The organism is Tepidicaulis marinus (genome assembly GCF_000739695.1).
GTDB lineage: Bacteria > Pseudomonadota > Alphaproteobacteria > Parvibaculales > Parvibaculaceae > Tepidicaulis > Tepidicaulis marinus.
This window is the reverse complement of record NZ_BBIO01000005.1, coordinates 1-18,816: the sequence shown is the minus strand read 5'-3', so window position 1 is coordinate 18,816 and position 18,816 is coordinate 1. Positions and strand designations below refer to the sequence as shown.

The following is an 18,816-nucleotide window of genomic DNA, read 5'->3' as shown; positions in this document are numbered from 1 at the left end:
CCCCGTTCAATGGCTCGGAAAGTACCCGAAGACCCCGGCTTGCACAACGACCCTCTTGTCACTCAAAATATATATGAAAATCAACCGGTTGACGCTAATCTGCCCGGAGAGGCCGCCCAAGAGCGCCGATTTGCAGATTTGTGTCAAAGTTGTTCCCAAGGAGACCCCGATATGTCGAGCTTCAGCGATCGCGAGAAAGCTTACGAAAACAAATTCGCGCATGACGCGGAGCTGCGCTTCAAAGCCCAGGCCCGGCGCAACAAGGCCCTTGGTTTGTGGGCCGCGAGCCTGCTCGGCAAGACGGGCGCGGAGGCGGAAGCCTATGCCGCCGAGGTCGTGAAAGCGGATCTGGAAGAGGCGGGCGAAGAGGATGTCTTCCGCAAGGTGCGCGGCGATTTCGATGCGGCCGGTGTCGATCAGTCGGACCATCAGATTCGCCGCCAGATGGCCGAATTGCTGGTCGCCGCCGCCGAACAGATCGAAAAAGAAGCTTAAAGAGCGTCACGCGGGGCTTTTCAGCCTGCGGTATATTGAAGCGGGGCCGTTCGCTGTTCAGGAAGCGGGCGGCTCTTTTTTCTTGAGCGGAAGCGGCGGCAAGCGGCCATAGCCATGCTCGAAGACGCCGCCGAGCAGCACCTTGTCATCTCTCTCGCCAATGGCGACCGGCAGATGGATGAACTCCATGATCTTGTAGTCCCGGTCGAGCCCTTCGACCTGGCCCTTGGTGAAGACGGGGCGCATGAACCGCAGCACATCACGGTAGACGGCGGCGTTGGAGAGGACTTTATCCGGCGCGTAAAGCTCGCTGATCGACCGGCCTGTCGGGTCGGCGGGAAACGCGTTGGCGATGTCGGTGCCGACCAGGCGGAAGCGCCAATCGGTTGCCGCTTCGTTGGCCGGTTCGAGAAGGTAAAGGCGGGGCAAAAGCGCGGCGAAAGCCTTGGACGGCAAGTCCTTGGCGTGAAGGAGGCGGTCTTCATCGCGCAGCTTTTGCCATGCTTCCAGCAGGTAGCAGGCGTCTTGGTGCTCCGGGTGTTCCAACACCTGGACTTGCGTATATAGGCGGATCGTGTCGAGGGAGAACTTGTCCCTCTTGATGCCGAACAATGCGGGCCGGGCCACGATGTCATCTCCCCAAGGCGCCGGCGCGGTGCGGGCGCTATCTCCCTTTCATTAAACAGGATCGCGCCTTTACTGCGGGTAAATGGCGCGCGGGTTTCTGCACGCTCAAGCTGCAAAAAAGCGTTGCGATATGGGAATTTTGGACAGGCAGGCTGGCCTGTTCGCTGGAAGAGTAACGCCGCCTCAAGCGCTTAAAAAAGAGGCAGCGAAGGCGGCGGTTGCCGCGCGGCGGATATCTTCCTCACTGAGCGGCGCGAAACTGTGCCGCTCGCTTTCCTTGCGCCGATGCATGGCGGCCCAGGAAATGATTTCGATGGCCATGCGCGCCTTCAGCCGCTGTTCCATGGGCGAGGCGGCGCCGGGCAGGCGGGCGATCAAGGCCGAAAGATCCGCAATATACCGCCCGCGCATCACGTCAGCGTAAGTCTGGTCGATCTCAGGAATGTCGAGCACCAGCTTATCGAGCAGCCAGACGGCGCGGCGGACGGGGACGAGGAGGTCGTAAAGCTCGGCGCCGATGGCCTGAAGCCCGGCGCGGGAAGGGGCCTTGCCGCTTTCCAGCGCTTTGCCGAGCTCCGGCCAGAGCCCTTCTTCCCCCGCAATGCCGCGGATCGTGGCATTGACCGCGTCGAGCCCTTCCGTCGCAAAGGGCAGCTCCAGCCCTTCCAGCGGCTCGCCGGCGGCTTTCAGCACCGCGAGATGAAGAAGGGCCTCCTTGCTCGCTGCATAAAGGTAAAGCGTGCCGGCGGAGACATGGGCGGCGCGGGCCACATCGGCCATTTGCGTGCGGGCATAGCCGGCTTGGGAGAAGCAGGTGAGGGCGGCTTCGACAATGGCCTCCAGCCGGTCCGGTGATTTTTTGCGCATGGGCCCCGCCAGGTGAGGTGTGTTGTTGCTCTAGGCCGATATATCAGACTTGACCGGGAGAGCGTAGATGTGAGTATATGAATGAATCATTCATTTATGGAGATGGCTATGACCGGTCGGCGCATGGGCGGGAAGATGAGAAGCTGGGGCACAGGAAACCGGGCTGCGGGATTGGCGGTTTTCGCTGCGTTTGTTGGCGTGATGCTCGCGGGCGGCGGGCCAGCGGGGGCCGAAAGCGGCTGGGGCCATTATGGCGGGGATGCGGGCGGCCAGCGCTATGTCAGCGCGGCGCAGATCACGCCTGAAAATGTGGACGATCTGGAAATCGCCTGGCGTTATTCGACCGGCGATATGAACACGCGGCCCGAGGCGATTAAGAACAGCGCCTTTGAAGGCACGCCCATTCTCGCCGAAGGTTCGCTTATCTTTTGCACGCCTTTCAACGAGGTGGTGGCGCTCGATCCGGGCACGGGGGAAGAAAAGTGGCGCTTCGACCCCCAGATCGAAACCGATTATCAGCCGGCCAATCAATTCGTCTGCCGGGGCGTGACCTATTGGAAGGACGAGGCGGCGGCCAGGGGCGAGGCCTGCGCGGCGCGCATTTTCATGGGCACGAACGATGCCCGGCTCATTGCGCTCGATGCGAGAAGCGGTCTGCCTTGCGCGGATTTCGGGGCTGGAGGTGAAGTGCGGATCGCGCCGGGCATGGCGCTTGCCTATCCCGGCGAGTTTCAAATCACCTCGCCGCCTATTGTGGCGCGCGGCGTTCTCATTACCGGCTCGTCGATCGGCGACAATAACCGCGCCGATGCGCCGAAGGGCACGGTGCGCGCCTTCGATGCGCGCAGCGGCGAGGCGCTCTGGAACTTCGATCCCGTGGCGCGGGGGGCAGCGGAGCAGGAAGGAAGCTGGGACGCGCGGGCCGCGCGCACCGGCCATGCCAATGTCTGGGCGCCCATGTCGGTGGATGAAAGGCGGGGCCTTGTCTTTTTGCCGACTTCCTCGCCGAGCCCGGATTTTTTCGGCGGCGAGCGGCCGGGAGATAACCGCTATGCCAATTCCGTTGTGGCGCTCGAGGCGGAGAGCGGAAAGGTGCGCTGGCATTTCCAGACCGTGCATCACGATGTTTGGGATTACGATTTGCCCGCGCAGCCGAGCCTTGTGACGCTGAAGCGCCCGGAAGGCCCGCGCGATGCGGTCGTGCAAGTGGCAAAGACGGGGCTTGTCTTCGTGCTCGACCGGGAGACGGGTGAGCCGATTTTCGGGGTGGAGGAACGGCCCGTGCCGCAAGGGGCGGTGGCGGGCGAACAATTGTCGCCGACACAGCCTTTCCCGCTTGCCCCGCCGCCACTCGTGCCGACGACGATCACGCCGGACGAAGCCTGGGGCCTCACCCCGCTCGACAGATGGGCCTGTTCGCGGGAGATCGCGAAATACCGCTCCGAAGGGCTGTTCACGCCGCCGAGCGAGGAGGGCACTTTGCTGTTCCCCTTCACAGGCGGCGGTGCGAATTGGGGCGGCATGGCGTTCGATCCGGAAAGTCAGCTCATGTATGTGAACACGAACCGCGCGCTGCATATGGTCAAACTCATCCGGCGGCAAGATTTTGCGGCGGCAAAGGCGGCGGAGCCCGGCAAAGAGATCAGCCCGCAGACCGGCACGGCCTGGGGCATGAAGCGCGATCTCGTTTTCTCGCCGCTTTCGCTTCCCTGCAACGCGCCGCCTTTCGGCGTGCTGCACGCGGTGGACCTTTCCGATGGCAGCATCGCCTGGGAAGCAACGCTCGGCACGGTGGAAGATTTGGCGCCCGTGCCGATCCCCTTGAAACTCGGTACACCGAGTTTTGGCGGGCCGCTCGTCATGAAGTCGGGCCTTCTTTTCATCGGCGCGGCGATGGACAATTACCTGCGCGCCTTTAATGCGAAAACGGGTGAGGAGCTTTGGAAGGGGCGCTTGCCGGCGGGCGGGCAGGCAACGCCCATGTCTTATGAGTGGGAAGGGCGGCAATATGTGGTGATCGCGGCGGGCGGCCATTCGCGCTCCACCACGACGCTTGGCGATTATGTGATAGGTTTTGCACTGCCGGAGGAAAATCCGCAGTGAGGAGATATGGCCTGGCAGATCGATGCGTATGAGCCGCTTTATGAACTGAAACCCTTCGGGCCGGACATATGGCTTGCCGATGGTCCGCTGATCGATTTCAAGGCGGGCATCGTGACCGTGCCTTATCCGACGCGCATGACCATCGTGCGCCTGAAAGACGGTAAGCTCTGGCTGCATTCGCCCGTGCCGCTGACCGATAAGCTGAAAGCGCAAGTCGATGCGCTGGGCGAGGTTGCTTATCTCGTTGCCCCGAACAAGATCCATTATTGGTGGATCGGGGAGTGGATGGCGGCTTACCCGGATGCGCAAAGCTTTGCCGCGCCGCGTGTCGAAGAGCGCTCATGGCCGGAGAAGGGCGTGCGTTTCGATCACGAATTGACGAACGGCGCGGACACGCCCTGGGCGGGGGAGATCGCGTTCTGTGTCGTCGAGGGGCATGTGCTCAGCGAAGCGGTGTTCTTTCATGCCGCCTCGCGCACGCTGATCGTCACGGACCTTATCGAGAATTTCGAGCCGGAAAAAGTGCACGGGTTCTGGACGCATCTTCTTTTGCGCCTCACCGGCATCATGGCGCCCAATGGCGCCGCGCCGCGCGATCTGCGCGCGACGTTTTTCGGCAGAAAGGCCCATCTGCGCGCTAAGGTCGAAAAGATACTGTCCTGGCAGCCGGAGAAAATCATCCTCGCCCACGGGGCGTGCATTGAGAACGGCGCGCTTTCCTTCCTGCGCCGCTCCTTCCGCTGGGCGGGGATCAAGCCCGCTTGAGCCTCACCCGTATTTCGCACGCATGCGTTCGGCGATCATTTCGAGCGCCAGTTTGTCGACGTTCTTTTTGACCGGATCGTAAGGCGTGATGTTCATGCCGCGCACGGTCATGCGGCGGATTTCGCCGGTATCGGGGTGCGTGTCCACATCGACGATATTCAGGCAGCAGGTGTTCTGATCGAAAGCGTGGAAGGCGCCGAGGCTGGCGCCGCTCGCCCAGCCCAGAATGGCGCGGTTGACGCCGCCATGGGCGACAAGGGCGAGGTTCTGCCAGCTTTTGTCGGCGACAAGATGCATCATGCCGGTAACGACGCGGGCCTCGAATTCCAGAAAGGTTTCGCCCTCGCCGTAGCGGGCGCCCGGAAGATGCGCGCCTTCGAAGGCGTAAGCGACATCGTGCAGGCTTTTCAGGTTCTTGTAACGGTCGGGGTCGGAGCGGATTTCCTCGAACTCGCTCATCACCTCGATCTTGAGGCCGCGGTCCTTCAAAATACCTTCGGCGGTTTCCACCGTGCGCGGCAGGCCGGAACAGACGGCTTTATCGAAGGAAAGCTCTTTTACATAGTCGCACATCAGCGCGGCCTGCTCGCGGCCCCAATCGGTCAGCGGCACGGCGCGGCTGTCCGGCACACGGTTACCCTCTTTGTCCACATAGGAAACATCGCCGTGGCGGAAAAAATGGATGCGGCGGCGGATGGAGCCGTCGAAAGCGGTGCGCATGTCTGTCCTCCGGTTGTTTTGCCGGGGACTATACATGTTTAGGTGTCAGCTGTGTGGCATGTGTCGGCGGCTTTGCGCATCGCCGCACCGCTCTTCGGTCATCCCGGGAACAAGTCCCGGGACGACAAAAAAAGTTATGCCTTGCCGAAGACGCGCTTGAAAATCGTATCCACATGTTTCGTGTGGTAGCCGATGTCGAAAAGCTCATCGAGTTCGGCGTCCGAGAGTTTCGCGGAAACCTCTTTGTCGGCTTTCAAAAGCTCGAGGAAATTGCCTTCGCCGCGCCAGACGGGCATCGCATTGCGCTGCACGAAGCGGTAGGCGTCCTCGCGGCTTGCGCCTTTCTGCGTGAGCGCCAGAAGCACGCGCTGAGAGAAGACGAGGCCGCCGAGCTTGTCCATGTTTTCCTGCATGCGCTCAGGATAGACGAGCAGGTTCTCGATGACGCCGGTGAGGCGCACGAGCGCGAAGTCGAGCGTGACAGTTGCGTCTGGGCCGATCATCCGTTCAACGGAGGAGTGCGAAATATCGCGCTCATGCCAGAGCGCGACGTTCTCCATGGCCGGCAGCGCCATGCCGCGCACGAGGCGGGCAAGACCGGTCAGGTTTTCGGTCAGGACCGGGTTGCGCTTATGCGGCATGGCCGAGGAACCCTTCTGGCCCTCGGAGAAATATTCTTCCGCTTCCAGCACTTCCGTGCGCTGCAGATGGCGCACTTCCGTCGCCAGCCGCTCGATGCAGCTGGCGATGACGCCCAGCGTTGCAAAGAACATGGCGTGACGGTCGCGCGGGATAACCTGGGTCGAAACGGGTTCCGGCTCGAGCCCCATGGCTTTTGCCACATGCTCTTCGACCTGCGGGTCGATATTGGCGAAGGTGCCGACGGCGCCGGAAATGGCGCAGGTCGCTATTTCCTTGCGCGCGGCGAGCATACGCTCCTTGCAGCGCTCGAACTCCACATAGGCCTGCGCCATTTTGAGGCCGAATGTGGTGGGCTCGGCATGGATGCCGTGGCTGCGGCCGATGGTGATCGTGTCTTTATGCTCGAAGGCGCGCTTCTTGATCGCGGCGAGCAGGGCGTCGAGGTCTTTGAGCAGAAGGTCGGCGGCGCGGGTGAGCTGCACGTTGAGGCAGGTGTCGAGCACGTCCGAGGAGGTCATGCCCTGGTGGACGAAGCGGCTGTCCTCGCCGACGAATTCGGACAGGTGCGTCAGGAAGGCGATGACGTCGTGTTTGACCTCGCGCTCGATCTCGTCGATCCGCGCCACGTCGAACTCGGCCTTGCCGCCGCGCTCCCAGATGGTTTTGGCCGCCTCTTTGGGAATCACTCCGAGCTCCGCCAGCGCATCGCAGGCATGGGCCTCGATCTCGAACCAGATACGGAATTTCGTGGCAGGGTCCCAAATGGAGGCCATTTCCGGCCGGGAGTAGCGCGGGATCATCGAGCATTCGCCTTTAATGAGGTGGAGTGGAGGCCGTTGCTTTAGCAGATGGCGGGGCAAGGCTCAACCGGCCCGCTCCGGCCCGGTTGAACCTTGCCCCGGCAGGCGGGCAGGGGACCAATTCTGCCCGGAAAGGGGCCTATCGATGAATAATCTGAACGGGTCCTTCAGATATATTGCATTTTATTTGGCAAAAAGAGGCGCAATACTGCCCTCCTACCCATCGGCCGAGATGGAAAAGACAGAATTCTGGGAGGAATACATGGATCGCCGTCAATTTTTGAAGGGCTCGGCTGCGGCCGGCGCCCTTGCCATCGGTTTTCGCCATATGCCCGCGCGCGCGGCAAACGACCCCTTCGTCAAGCTGGACGCATTGGGCCAGGCGGCACTGGTGAAGAAGAAAGAAGTGACGCCGCTTGAACTGGTGGATGCCGCGATTGCGCGGATCGAGCGGCTGGACGGCAAGGTCAACGCGGTGGTGACCGAGACCTTCGAGGCGGCCCGTGAGGAAGCCAAGGCAGGCGCGGGCGAGGGGGCTTTCGCCGGTGTGCCTTATCTTCTCAAAGACCTGAACGACCTGAAAGGGGGGCGCCGCACCTCCGGCTCTAAAATGCTCGCCGATTATGTGTCCGATTGGCAGTCGCCTTACACGGATAAGACGCTGGAGACGGGGCTTGTCGTGCTCGGCAAATCCAACACGCCGGAATTCGGCCTTCTGGCGACGACCGAGCCTTTGCTGCTCGGTGCCTGCCGCAATCCCTGGGATCTCGAGCATTCGACAGGCGGCTCTTCCGGCGGCTCGGCGGCGGCAACGGCGGCGGGCATGGTGCCCTTCGCGCAGTCGAGCGACGGGGGCGGCTCGATCCGTATTCCCGCGTCCTGCTGCGGGCTTTTCGGCCTCAAACCCAGCCGCGGGCGCATGCTGGAGCAGAACAAGGACCCGATGCCGGGCGATATTTCCGTGAAGCATGTCATCTCGCGCTCGGTGCGCGACAGCGCGGCGCTGCTCGATCTGACGGAAGTGAAAGAGGGCGGCGCTTTTGCTCCGACCGGCAATGTGACGGATGCGGGCACGAAGCGCCTCAAGATCGCCTTCAGCATGGCGCGCTATGACGGCAGCGACCCGGACGGCGATGTGCGCAAAGCAATCGAGGAAACGGCGGAGCTTTGCAAAGGGCTCGGCCATGAGATCGTCGATGTGACGCCGCCCATCGACGGGCCGAAATTCATCGATCATTTCCTGACGGCCTGGGCCTCCGGCCCGGCGCAGCTCAAAGCGCTGGTGGAAGAAAAGACGGGCAAGCCCGCCGCCGAAACCGGACTGCTCGAGCCCTGGACGCTCGGCCTTGCCGATTTCTTCAATGCCAAGGACGCGGATGCGATGAAAAACGCGCTCGCCTATTTCGCCAAGGTGGAAGCGGATATTGCCGAGTTCTTCACCGGCTATGATGTCTGGCTGACGCCGACGCTGGCGAGCGCGCCGCCCAAACTCGGCGAGCAGGCACCGACGGTCGATTTCGATACGCTTTATGAGCGCACGACGACTTACGTCGCTTACACGCCGCAGCACAATGTGGCGGGCACACCGGCCATGTCCGTGCCCTTGAGCTGGAACGAGGCGGGGCTTCCCATCGGCAGCCAGTTCGCCGCCGCCAAGGGCCAGGAAGGGCTGCTGCTGCAGCTTGCCTATGAGCTCGAAAAAGCCCAGCCCTGGATGGACAAATGGGCGCCTTACTCGGCGGTGAATGCCTGAGCCCGGTAAAAACTAGAATGGATAGGAAAGGGCGCCCGGTGAGGCGCCCTTTCTTTTCATCTGTTGTCGAGCTGCGCGCGCACCGCCTCGAGCCCTTCGCGGGTGATCCTATAGGGCTTGCCGCCTTGCGAGCGGATGAGGCGGCGGCGTTTCAGCTTCTTGAAAACCGGTTCGGTGCAGTCCGTCAGGAACCAGCCGTCGCGGGTGATGCAATCGACACGGGTGAGTTTGCGGGGGCCATCGCGTTCAATGACGATGCGCCCGCCTTGAGCCAGCGCGTGAAGTACGCGCTGCTCTTTCTTCGAGATGTTCATTGGAAACCAGCAAGTTACACATCAACGAGCGCCGCAGGCGCACGCGCGGCCTGCGGGGCGGATTGATTACTGCCCAGGCTCACTCAAGAAGAGCGGGGCAGTTAGCGCACAATTTCCTTGCTGGACATAAAGTCTCCTGATCGCCGGTTCACCCGGCGGCCCTGAGAATACCCGCGGGCGGCGCGGCGTCAATTCCCGAAAGCGGCAGGCGGCACTCTTAGAGCAGGCCGAGTGACTTAAAGCTCACATGGCCGTCCTTGCCGATGACGAGATGGTCGTGCACGGCGATGCCGAGCGGTTTTGCCGTTTCCACGATCTTCTTCGTCATCTCGGTATCGGCCTGAGAGGGGGTCGGATCGCCGCTTGGGTGATTGTGCACGAGAATGATGGCGGAGGCGGAAAGTTCCAGCGCGCGTTTGACGATTTCGCGCGGATAGACGGGCGTGTGATCGACCGTTCCTTTTTGCTGAATCTCATCGGCAATCAGAATGTTCTTGCGGTCGAGAAAGAGAATGCGGAATTGCTCTGTCGTCCCGTATGCCATGGCGGCGCGGCAATAATCGAGAAGCGCCGACCAGGAAGAAATGGCGGGCTGTTTCATCACCTTTGCCTGGGCAAGATGAAGGGCTGCCGCCTGCACCAGTTTGAATTCGGTCACGACCGCCTCGCTGATGCCTTTGGTTTCCAGAAGCCGGGCGGGCTCGGCGGCAATCGCCGCGGCGAAGGAGCCGAACCTGGCGATCAGGCCCTTGGCGAGCGGTTTGACATCGCGCCGCGGGATGGCGCGGAAAAGCACAAGCTCCAAGAGCTCGTAGTCGGCCAGCGCCTCGGCGCCTGCCTTTCTGAACCGCTCGCGCAGGCGCTGGCGGTGGCCGGCATGATGCGGCGTGCCGGAGGCTTTATCCTGCTGCCCCGCCTCTGCCACGGAGTTTAGGCGTAAGGCGGGCGGTCGAGCCCGGCAGGGGATTTCGTGAAAATTTCCGCGCCGTCTTTTGTCACGCCGATCGAATGTTCGAACTGGGCGGAGAGGGAGCGGTCGCGGGTGACGGCGGTCCAGCCGTCATTCAGCATTTTCACATGCGGGCGGCCCGCATTGATCATCGGCTCGATGGTGAAGAACATGCCTTCCTTCAGCACCGCGCCTTCGCCGCGCCGGCCGTAATGCAGCACATTGGGCGCGTCGTGGAAGACGAGGCCGAGGCCGTGGCCGCAAAACTCGCGCACCACCGAGCAGCGCTCGCCTTCGGCATATTCCTGAATGGCCGCGCCGATATCGCCGAGCGTTGCGCCGGGCTTGACCTCGGCAATGCCGCGCATCATCGCTTCGTAGGTAATCTCGCACAGCCGCTCGGCCTTGCGCGGCACCTGGCCGACAAAGAACATGCGGTTCGTGTCGCCGTGCCAGCCATCCTTGATGAAGGTGACGTCGACATTGACGATATCGCCCTCGCGCATCACCCGGTCGCCGGGAATGCCGTGACAAACGACATGGTTGATAGAGGTGCAGCAGGAGGCGGTGAAGCCTCTGTAGCCGAGTGTGGCGGGCTGGGCGCCGTGATCCATGCCGAACTCGAAAACGAGATCGTCGATTGCCTTCGTCGTCATGCCGGGGCGGATTTCCTTGGTCAGCATGTCGAGGCAGCTTGCCGAAAGCTGGCCCGCCGCGCGCATGCCCTCAAAGGCTTCCGCGCCATGGGTTTTAATATTCCGGCCCATCGGGTCGTAATCCCCGAATTCGAAATCCTCGTCTTGGTCGGTCAGGCTCATAGCGTCAGCTTCCGGTCGAGCCGGATTTCCTCCGGCGTGATCACACATTTATAACATAGGGCTTCGACCCCGGCGTTAACAGCGGCCTCAAAGGCTTTTGCGTAAGCCGGGTCGATATCGGCGGCAAGGCGGAACCGTTCCGCATCGCTGCGCTGGACAAGAAAGAACACAACCGCCCGCTCGCCCGCAACTGCCCGCCGGGCGAGTTCTTCCATATGTTTCGCCCCTCGGGCCGTAACGGCATCGGGAAATTCAGCGATTCCGGGCTCCCGGGCGAGGGTGACATTTTTCACCTCGACATAGGCGGGCGGCCTGCCGGGATCTTCCAGCAGAAGGTCGATGCGGCTGTTCTGGCCGTATTTCACCTCCCGGCGCAGCGTTTCATAGCCCGTCAGTTCCGGCACCTCGCCTGCCAAGATGGCGGCTTCCACGATCCTGTTGGGATGGGCCGTGTTGATACCGACGAGGCAGCCGGCCTCCGGTTCCACGATTTCCCAGGAATGGGCGAGTTTTCGCTTCGGATTGCCGCTTTTCGAGAGCCAGACCCGCATGCCCTCGCCCGCAAGGCCCATCATGGAGCCCGGATTGGCGCAATGGGCGGTAATCTCCTCGCCGCTATCGAGGCGGATATCCGCTAAAAAGCGCTTATAGCGCTTGATTAGCCGGCCGGAGAGGAGGGGCGGGTCGAATTTCATGGGGGCGGACCATAATCAGTCCGGGGAAAAGCCGCAACTGAAGGGCTTTCGTTGCAATTCGCGCGGGACCCCTTGCGCAGGCGCAGGCATGGCGGCCATTGCCTGCGCCCGCTGGCGTATTATCCTTAGAGAAAGTTTTGCAGTTTGGAGGCCCTGATGGGAAATGGCGCGGCGGAAGGTCCGGTGACGGCCTGCGTTTTGTTGATCGGCGATGAGCTTTTGTCCGGGCGCACTAAGGACGCCAACCTTTCCTATATTGCCCGCTATCTCGGCGATATGGGCATCCAGGTGCGCGAGGCGCGGATGATCCCGGATGTGGAGCGGGTGATCGTCGAGACGCTGAACGAGGTGCGGGCAAATTATGACTATGTCTTCACCACCGGGGGCATCGGCCCGACCCATGACGACATTACTGCCGACTGTGTGGCCAAGGCCTTCGGCGTGCCCATCGGCCATCACCCCGAAGCCATGGCGATTCTCACCAGGCATTATGAGGAAACCGGTAATCCCTTTACCGAGGCGCGCAAGCGCATGGCGCGGATTCCGGAAGGGGCCTCGCTCATCCCCAACCCGGTGAGCAAGGCGCCGGGCTTTCAGATGGAGAATGTCTTCGTCATGGCGGGCATTCCCATGATCGTACAAGTGATGATGGACGGGCTTGCCGGGCGCCTGAAAGGCGGGCGCAAAATGCTCTCGGCCACGGTGAGCTGCGAGATGGGCGAGGGGCAGCTTGCGGAGGGGCTGGGCGCGCTGCAGGCCGCGCATCCCGATGTCAGCATCGGCTCCTATCCCTTCTTCATCGGCAAGCGCTACGGCACCAGCATTGTCATCAGGTCCATTGACGAGGCGGCGCTGGTGCGCACGCAAGAAGAGGTGCGGGGCTTGATGCGGGAACTGGGGGCGGTGCCGATCGAGGGGGACGTGCGGGCGGCCTCTTAACCTTAAGCGGGATGGCAGAGACGAGGGTGGGGCACAAACCCCGCGGAAAAGCTTGGTTTTCCGTCGCTTTTCTGCAACATCCCCGCGAACATTACGAAGAATTCAGTCGAATCTCTTATGGAATCGGATACAATTTCCCCACGATCGACTAAATTGCCGAATGAAAAAGGCTTGTCAGTCGCCGCCCGGTGCATTTGGCTCCTGGGTGAGAAAGAGCCATGTGGGGGAAAACAGGCACTGGCCTGTAACAAGGGTTTTAAACCCGGAGGGAGATCAGGAAGATGAAAAAAGTTTTTGGTATTCTTGGGATGGCTGCGGGAGCAACGATGCTGATGAGCGCAGGCGCCATGGCGCTCGACTCCAGCTTCGATGCCATGTCGAAAGCCGGCAAGCATCAGTTCTATGTCTGGTGCACGGGCAAGGACGACTACGTCGAAGCTGCGGATGGCTCCAACGCCAAAGACGCGCAGGCGAAGCTCGCCGCCAAAGCCGGCAACAATTGCTGGCCGGTGTGGCAGGGCATGGCCAACTAAGCCTGTCTTGACGAAAGTTTCAAAACGGCGGTCTTCGGGCCGCCGTTTTTGTTTGGGGAAAACTCTTGGAAAGGGCGCAGCTATTCCGACAAGCGTGTTGAAATCCGCGTCTCTTTGGGGCCTTATCCTTGGCTTTCCTGCCGGGCTTCTTTCGTCCGGTCCCGCTGGCCGCGTGGTGGAATGGTAGACACAGCAGACTTAAAATCTGCTTCGCTTTTTGCGAGTGCCGGTTCGAGTCCGGCCGCGGCCACCACTTCCGGTTCCGCTTCCCCCTAATCTTTTGGTGCCGTGTCTTGCGGATGGACGGCAAGCGCGGTCTGGAGAATCCGGGCGGCTTTATCCCGCAGCCATTGCAGGCCTTGATCTTCATCCGCCTCGCGCAGCCAAACGAAGCCTGCCTCGATTTGCGGGAAGGTGAAGGGGGCGGGCAGTTTGACAAGCGCATGATCGCGCTGATACCGGGCGAGGCTGTTCTGGCCGATCACGCCGATCAGGTCCGTCATTTCGACGATGGAGGGAATCGTCGTCGTGTCGGGCACGAAGCAGGTGATGTTGCGCTCGATCCCCTCCGCCTTGAAGGCGCCGTCGACGATGGCGCGGACGAAGGGCGCGTTATTCGTTGCGACATAGCGCGCGCCGGCCAGCGCCTCTTTGGTCACGGGCCCGGCAAGCAGGGGGTGGCCGGCCCGCACCGCAAGCTGCAGCCCGTCGGTCGTTACCGGCAGATAGGAAATCTCCTCAAGCCCCTCGACCGCCGAGCGGGGCAGCATGCTCATTTCCGTCTGGCGGCGCCGGAGCGCGTCGATATGAGCAGCGGCCGTGCCGGTCCGGGCCTGATATTCCACTTTGATGCCGGGCGCCTCGCGCTCGAGAAAGTTGGTGAGCGGGGGAACGAGCGTCACGCGCAGAAAATCGTTGATGGTGAGTTTGAAAAGGCGTGTCGATGCCGCCGGGTCGAAGGCGCGCAGCGAGGAAAAGCTTTCCTCGACCGTGCTGAGCGCGTGGGCGACCGGCACCGCAAGCGCATTGGCCGTGCGGGTCGGCATCATGGCGTTTCCGGCCCGGAAGAAGAGATTGTCTCCGGTGAAGTGGCGCAGGCGCTTTAGCGCATTACTGACGGCGGGCTGGGAAAGGTCGAGCCGCGCTGCCGCCTTGCTGATGCTGCGCTCCTTGTAAACGGCATCGAAAACCAGAAGCAGATTGAGATCTAATTGCCGGATATTCATGACGCGGCGGCTTCCTCCCGGCTGGCTGGTTGGCGGGGCGATTGGTTGATGAGGGTGTGGGGGTACGGAAATCCCAGAAAAACTGCCAAAATTTCACTCACGCTATGGTGAAATGTGAAATCCTTACTTATGTGTTAAGATGGGGTCCGTTTATTTGTGTGCATTAAATATATCTCTATTCAAAAAAGTAAATCGGTATATAAATAGTGTGAATAGTCGATCACTTTTTAATATTATATCAATAATTGCCTAGATTTCACCCGCCTTTTTTGCTTCACCTAGAACAGCAGTTTCATGAGTGAGTAGAAAGGTGATCGGCATGGCTACTGGGGACCGTGTGTTCGGGACGAGCCGCAAGGCTCTGTTGGGTGCAACGATCATTGCGCAGGGCTATGCGATGCCGGCGCTGGGCGCCGAGGCGCTGCCGAGCGGCGGGCAGTTCGTTGCCGGGCAGGGGGATATCCAGTTTTCCGGCGCCAGCGCCACCATCACGCAAAGCTCGCTCGCCGGGATCATCAATTGGGACGGCTTTTCCATCGGCGCGGGCAATAGCGTGGCGATCCAGAACGGCCTCGGCGCCACGCTGAACCACGTGACGGGCGGCGACATCTCGCAGATCGACGGGCTTTTGACCGCGACGGGTTCGGCCTATCTCATCAATCCTAACGGCATTGTAGTCGGCCCCGGCGGGGAAATCGTCACGGGAGGCAGCTTCGTTGCCTCGACCCGCGACATTGCCAATGAAGATTTTCTGGATGGCGGAGCGATGCGCTTTGCCGGTTCCTCGCATGGTTCCATCGTCAATGCGGGCCGCATCGTCTCGCAGGCTGGCGATGTGGTGCTGATCGGCCGGGCGGTGCAGAATTCCGGAACGGTTGAGGCGGAAAACGGTGTGGCGGCGCTCGGCGCGGGCGATGAGGTGCTGCTGCAAACGCAAGGCGGCGGGCAGCGGCTTTTCATTCAGGGCGCAAGCACCAGCGGCGATGTGACGAATGAGGGCGCTGTCAGCGCGGCGCAGGCGGAACTTGCCGCCGCCCATGGCAATGTCTATGCGCTTGCCGGGAACACGCAAGGGCTGGTGCGCGCCACGGGCAGCGCCGAGCGGGACGGGCGCATTCTTCTGACCGCGTCGAATGAGATCGGCATTTCCGGCACGCTGGAAGCGCGGGGTCTTGACGGTGCGGGCGGCACGGTAACAGCTGAGGCCGCGGATATCGATGTTTCGGGGCTCATCGATGTTTCCGCCTCAAACGCGGGCAAAGACGGCGGTGACGCCGTGCTTGTCGCAAGCGGGCGCATGCGCGTTTCGGGCACGTTGAAAGCCGAAGGCGGCGCGGGGGCTTCGGGCGGTTTCATAGAAACCTCCGGCGGCGATATCGACATTGCCGGGAGCACACGCGTTTCGACCCTTGCCGAAAACGGCACGACCGGCACCTGGCTCATCGACCCGAACGATCTGACCGTGGCGGCCACCGGCGAGGATATTACGGGGGCGACGGTGTCCGCCAATCTTGCCAGCACCAACGTGACGCTCGACAGCGACAATGGCGCCAGCGCGGGCAATGGTGATATCTTCATCAATGACGATATTACCTGGAGTGCCGATACGGTTCTTATTCTCGATGCGGTGCGCAATATCGAGATCAATTCGGATATCACCTCGACCGGCACCTCGGGCGGTCTGACGCTGACTTTCGGCGGGGATTATTCTTTCGGCACGAATGGCAGCGTGACGCTTGCCGGGGCAAGCGCCAGCCTGAGCATTGACGGGCAGGCCTATACGTTGATCCATAGTGTCAGCGATCTGCAGGCCATCGGTTCCGGCCTTACCGGGCGCTATGCGCTTGCGGGCGATCTCGATGCGTCCTCCACGTCCGGGCTGAATGGCGGGCTGGGGTTCGATCCCATCGGCGACCGGAACAATCATTTCCAGGGTACGTTCGAAGGGCTCAACAACACGATCTCGGGTCTCTTCATCAGCCGCGGCGGGGAAACGGACGGCTATATCGGTCTTTTCGGACGCACGCGTAACTCCACCATTCAGAATGTGCATCTGGCGGGCGGCTCGGTGACGGGCGGCGCGGATACGGGTGCATTGGTCGGGCAGAATGGCGGCGTCATCCGCAATGTCAGCTCTTCCGTCAATGTGACGGGCGTCAACAATGCGATCAGCGGCAGCGTTGGCGGATTGATCGGCTCGAACGGCTTCTCGTTCTTCGATGGCGTGAACGTCCTCGATATTCTGGGCACGGTCAGCGATTCTTCTGCTAGCGGCACGGTAACGGGCACAGGCATCGAAGGGGTCGGCGGTTTCATCGGCGTCAATAGCCGCGGCACGATCACGCGGTCCTATGCGACGGGGAACGTGACGCCGGGCGGCGCTTCGGATGAAGTGGGCGGTTTTGCCGGCACGAACAGCACGAATGGCACGATCACGCTTTCCTTTGCGACGGGCAGCGTAAGCGGGAACGATCTCATCGGCGGCTTCGTCGGGCTGCAGTCGGGCATTATCGAGAATTCCTATGCAACCGGCGCCGTGAACGGCAATGACGAAGTGGGCGGCTTTGCCGGGCGCTATGCCCCGGCCTCGGCGCAGTCCCGCATCGTCAACACCTATTCATCGGGCGCGGTGACGGGCAGCACCAATGTCGGCGGTTATGCGGGCCGGGTTGCCCCCGGCGGCAGCGGCGCGCCGCTTACCGGGTCCTTCTGGGATACGGACACATCTGGCCAGGCAAACGGTATCGGGCTTGACGGTGTCGGCGGCGGATCGCCGGTGACGGGCCACACGACAGCCGAACTGATGGACCCGCAAACCTATATCGATGCGGGTTGGGACATTGACGGCGATGGCGGCACGGGCACGACCTGGCGAATCTACGAAGATGAAGCGCGCCCGGTGCTGCGCTCCTTCCTCACCCCCATCACCATCGATGTGAACGACATCACCAAGACCTATGACGGGCAGGCAGCGAGCGGCTTCACGGCGACAATCTCCGACCCGATGGCTGCCTTGTCCGGCACGCTGGGCGGCAATCTTGCCGGGGTGACGGATGCGGGCACTTATGAAATCCGCGGGCTCTTTTCCGATGCGCTCGGCGCCGACATCATCTGGCAGAACGGCACGCTGACCATCGACCCGGCAACGCTGACGGTGACCGTGACGGTGGATGACAAGGTTTATGACGGCACGGTGGTGGCACGTGTGTCAGGCAGCGTCGTGACGGGCGTGATCGGCGGAGATGATGTCACGGTTTCGGGCAGCTTTGCCTTTGCCGATCCCAATGCGGGCGTCGCTAAGAACATTCTGATTTCGGGCCTGGCGCTTAACGGTGCGGATTCCAATAATTATGTCCTCGCGCCGGGTGTGGCGGCGACGGCAACGATTACGCCGGCAACGCTGACGGTTGCAGCCGATGCGCTCTCCAAGACTTATGGCGATGCGGATCCCGGCCTGACCTTCAACTTCTCCGGTTTCGTCGGCGGGGATAACAGCTCGCTCTTTACCGGCGGCCTTGTCCGGGCAGCGGGCGAGACGGTGGCGGGCGGGCCTTATGCGATTGGCCAAGGCACGCTCTTGGCAGGCGGCAATTACATCATCGATTTCACGGGCGCGAATTTCACGATCACGCCGAGGGCACTCAGCGTGAATTTGGCCGCGAACGATAAGGTCTACGATGCCACCGTCGCGGCGACCGGTACGATCCTCGGCCTTACCGGCATTGTGGGCGGAGATGATGTGTCGGCGGCAGGTTCCGGCACTTTTGCCTTTACCGATGCCAATGTGGGCGCAGGCAAGACGGTCAACGTGACAGGCCTTGCGCTTTCAGGCACCGATGCCGGGAACTATACGCTTTCGCCGACGGCCAGCAGCTCTGCTGCCATTACACCGGCGAGTTTGAGCGTGGCAGCGGATGCGCAGACGAAAACTTACGGTGACGCGGACCCGGCTTTCACTTTCAATTTCTCCGGCTTTGTCGGCGGGGATAACAGCTCGCTCTTTACCGGCGCGCTGACCCGCGCGGCAGGGGAGACGGTGGCGGGCGGGCCTTACGCGATTAGCCAAGGCACGCTCTCCGCCGGGGGCAATTACACGATCAGCTTCACCGGCGCCAATCTGACCATCACGCCGGCGGCGCTGACCGTGACGGCGGATGCGGTCTCCAAAGTCTATGCGGAGCGTGATCCGGCGCTCACCTTTACCCATAGCGGGCTGACGAATGGGGACGATGCTTCGGTCTTCACCGGCGCGCTTGTGCGGGCCGCAGGCGAAACGGTAGCAGGCGGGCCTTATGCGATCACGCAAGGCACGCTGTCGGCCGGCAGCAATTATACGATCAGCTTCAATGGCGCGAACCTGACCATCACGCCTGCAGCGCTGACGGTAATGGCGAATGCGCTTTCAAAAGTCTATGGCGCGGTGGACCCCGCGCTCACCTTCACCCATAGCGGGCTGACGAACGGGGATGATGCCTCGATCTTCACCGGCGCGCTTGTCCGGACGGCAGGGGAGACCGTGGCGGGCGGGCCATACGCGATCAGCCAAGGCACGCTTTCCGCCGGCAGGCAA

At 61.9% G+C, this 18,816-nt stretch carries 16 protein-coding genes and 1 tRNA gene; 8 read left to right on the top strand and 9 right to left on the bottom strand.

The annotated features are described in order from the left end of the window. The first annotated feature begins 171 nt into the window (after nucleotides 1–171). Nucleotides 172–495, top strand: a complete 324-nt coding sequence (locus M2A_RS06040) for a DUF1476 domain-containing protein (RefSeq protein ID WP_045444479.1) — start codon at nucleotides 172–174, stop codon at nucleotides 493–495. 57 nt (nucleotides 496–552) lie between these two features. Here M2A_RS06040 and M2A_RS06035 read toward each other — a convergent pair whose 3' ends face one another. Both M2A_RS06035 and M2A_RS17185 read right to left on the bottom strand, forming a co-directional pair. Continuing rightward, nucleotides 553–1,122, bottom strand: coding sequence for a PAS domain-containing protein (locus M2A_RS06035; RefSeq protein ID WP_197052853.1), 570 nt, complete (start codon nucleotides 1,120–1,122; stop codon nucleotides 553–555). A 183-nt stretch (nucleotides 1,123–1,305) separates the two neighbouring features. Continuing rightward, entirely contained in the window at nucleotides 1,306–1,989 is a 684-nt protein-coding gene (locus M2A_RS17185) for a helix-turn-helix domain-containing protein (protein ID WP_052379244.1), read from the bottom strand. A gap of 201 nt (nucleotides 1,990–2,190) precedes the next feature. On the opposite strand from M2A_RS17185, the gene M2A_RS06025 reads away from it, so the two are divergent. Both M2A_RS06025 and M2A_RS06020 read left to right on the top strand, forming a co-directional pair. After that, nucleotides 2,191–4,092, top strand: a complete 1,902-nt coding sequence (locus tag M2A_RS06025; RefSeq protein ID WP_045444863.1) for a pyrroloquinoline quinone-dependent dehydrogenase — start codon at nucleotides 2,191–2,193, stop codon at nucleotides 4,090–4,092. A gap of 6 nt (nucleotides 4,093–4,098) precedes the next feature. After that, entirely contained in the window at nucleotides 4,099–4,857 is a 759-nt protein-coding gene (locus M2A_RS06020) for a DUF4336 domain-containing protein (protein ID WP_045444474.1), read from the top strand. A 3-nt stretch (nucleotides 4,858–4,860) separates the two neighbouring features. On the opposite strand, the gene M2A_RS06015 is transcribed toward M2A_RS06020, so the two are convergent. Next, nucleotides 4,861–5,577 carry a histidine phosphatase family protein gene (locus M2A_RS06015; RefSeq protein WP_045444471.1) on the bottom strand — a complete coding sequence of 239 codons (717 nt, stop codon included), beginning with the start codon at nucleotides 5,575–5,577 and terminating at the stop codon, nucleotides 4,861–4,863. 134 nt (nucleotides 5,578–5,711) lie between these two features. Continuing rightward, complete coding sequence (gene purB, locus M2A_RS06010; RefSeq protein WP_045444468.1) at nucleotides 5,712–7,019, bottom strand: adenylosuccinate lyase; 1,308 nt, start codon at nucleotides 7,017–7,019, stop codon at nucleotides 5,712–5,714. A 262-nt stretch (nucleotides 7,020–7,281) separates the two neighbouring features. Between purB and M2A_RS06005 the strand changes: the two genes are divergently transcribed. Next, entirely contained in the window at nucleotides 7,282–8,772 is a 1,491-nt protein-coding gene (locus tag M2A_RS06005) for an amidase (protein ID WP_045444860.1), read from the top strand. A 56-nt stretch (nucleotides 8,773–8,828) separates the two neighbouring features. On the opposite strand, the gene M2A_RS06000 is transcribed toward M2A_RS06005, so the two are convergent. The 4 genes from M2A_RS06000 to sfsA form a co-directional block, all read right to left on the bottom strand. Beyond that, nucleotides 8,829–9,086 carry a YjhX family toxin gene (locus M2A_RS06000; RefSeq protein ID WP_045444465.1) on the bottom strand — a complete coding sequence of 86 codons (258 nt, stop codon included), beginning with the start codon at nucleotides 9,084–9,086 and terminating at the stop codon, nucleotides 8,829–8,831. 217 nt (nucleotides 9,087–9,303) lie between these two features. Next, a complete protein-coding gene (gene radC, locus M2A_RS05995) occupies nucleotides 9,304–10,011 on the bottom strand; it encodes a RadC family protein (RefSeq protein ID WP_045444463.1) in 708 nt (235 codons plus the stop codon). A 5-nt stretch (nucleotides 10,012–10,016) separates the two neighbouring features. After that, nucleotides 10,017–10,802 carry a type I methionyl aminopeptidase gene (map, locus tag M2A_RS05990; RefSeq protein ID WP_045444857.1) on the bottom strand — a complete coding sequence of 262 codons (786 nt, stop codon included), beginning with the start codon at nucleotides 10,800–10,802 and terminating at the stop codon, nucleotides 10,017–10,019. Nucleotides 10,803–10,849: 47 nt separating this feature from the next. Beyond that, nucleotides 10,850–11,548 carry a DNA/RNA nuclease SfsA gene (gene sfsA / locus M2A_RS05985; RefSeq protein ID WP_045444461.1) on the bottom strand — a complete coding sequence of 233 codons (699 nt, stop codon included), beginning with the start codon at nucleotides 11,546–11,548 and terminating at the stop codon, nucleotides 10,850–10,852. A 156-nt stretch (nucleotides 11,549–11,704) separates the two neighbouring features. On the opposite strand from sfsA, the gene M2A_RS05980 reads away from it, so the two are divergent. The 3 genes from M2A_RS05980 to M2A_RS05970 all read left to right on the top strand — a co-directional run bounded on the left by M2A_RS05980 (nucleotide 11,705) and on the right by M2A_RS05970 (nucleotide 13,273). Next, nucleotides 11,705–12,487 (top strand): competence/damage-inducible protein A, encoded by a 783-nt coding sequence (locus M2A_RS05980; protein ID WP_045444458.1) that lies wholly within the window; start codon nucleotides 11,705–11,707, stop codon nucleotides 12,485–12,487. Between the two features lie 326 nt (nucleotides 12,488–12,813). Next, nucleotides 12,814–13,020 (top strand): hypothetical protein, encoded by a 207-nt coding sequence (locus M2A_RS05975; protein WP_156101683.1) that lies wholly within the window; start codon nucleotides 12,814–12,816, stop codon nucleotides 13,018–13,020. Nucleotides 13,021–13,186: 166 nt separating this feature from the next. After that, nucleotides 13,187–13,273, top strand: a tRNA-Leu gene (locus tag M2A_RS05970). A gap of 19 nt (nucleotides 13,274–13,292) precedes the next feature. On the opposite strand, the gene M2A_RS05965 is transcribed toward M2A_RS05970, so the two are convergent. Further along, nucleotides 13,293–14,246, bottom strand: coding sequence for a LysR substrate-binding domain-containing protein (locus M2A_RS05965; protein WP_045444453.1), 954 nt, complete (start codon nucleotides 14,244–14,246; stop codon nucleotides 13,293–13,295). 319 nt (nucleotides 14,247–14,565) lie between these two features. On the opposite strand from M2A_RS05965, the gene M2A_RS05960 reads away from it, so the two are divergent. Next, a partial coding sequence (locus M2A_RS05960; protein ID WP_156101682.1) for an MBG domain-containing protein occupies nucleotides 14,566–18,816 on the top strand: 4,251 nt, incomplete at its 3' end.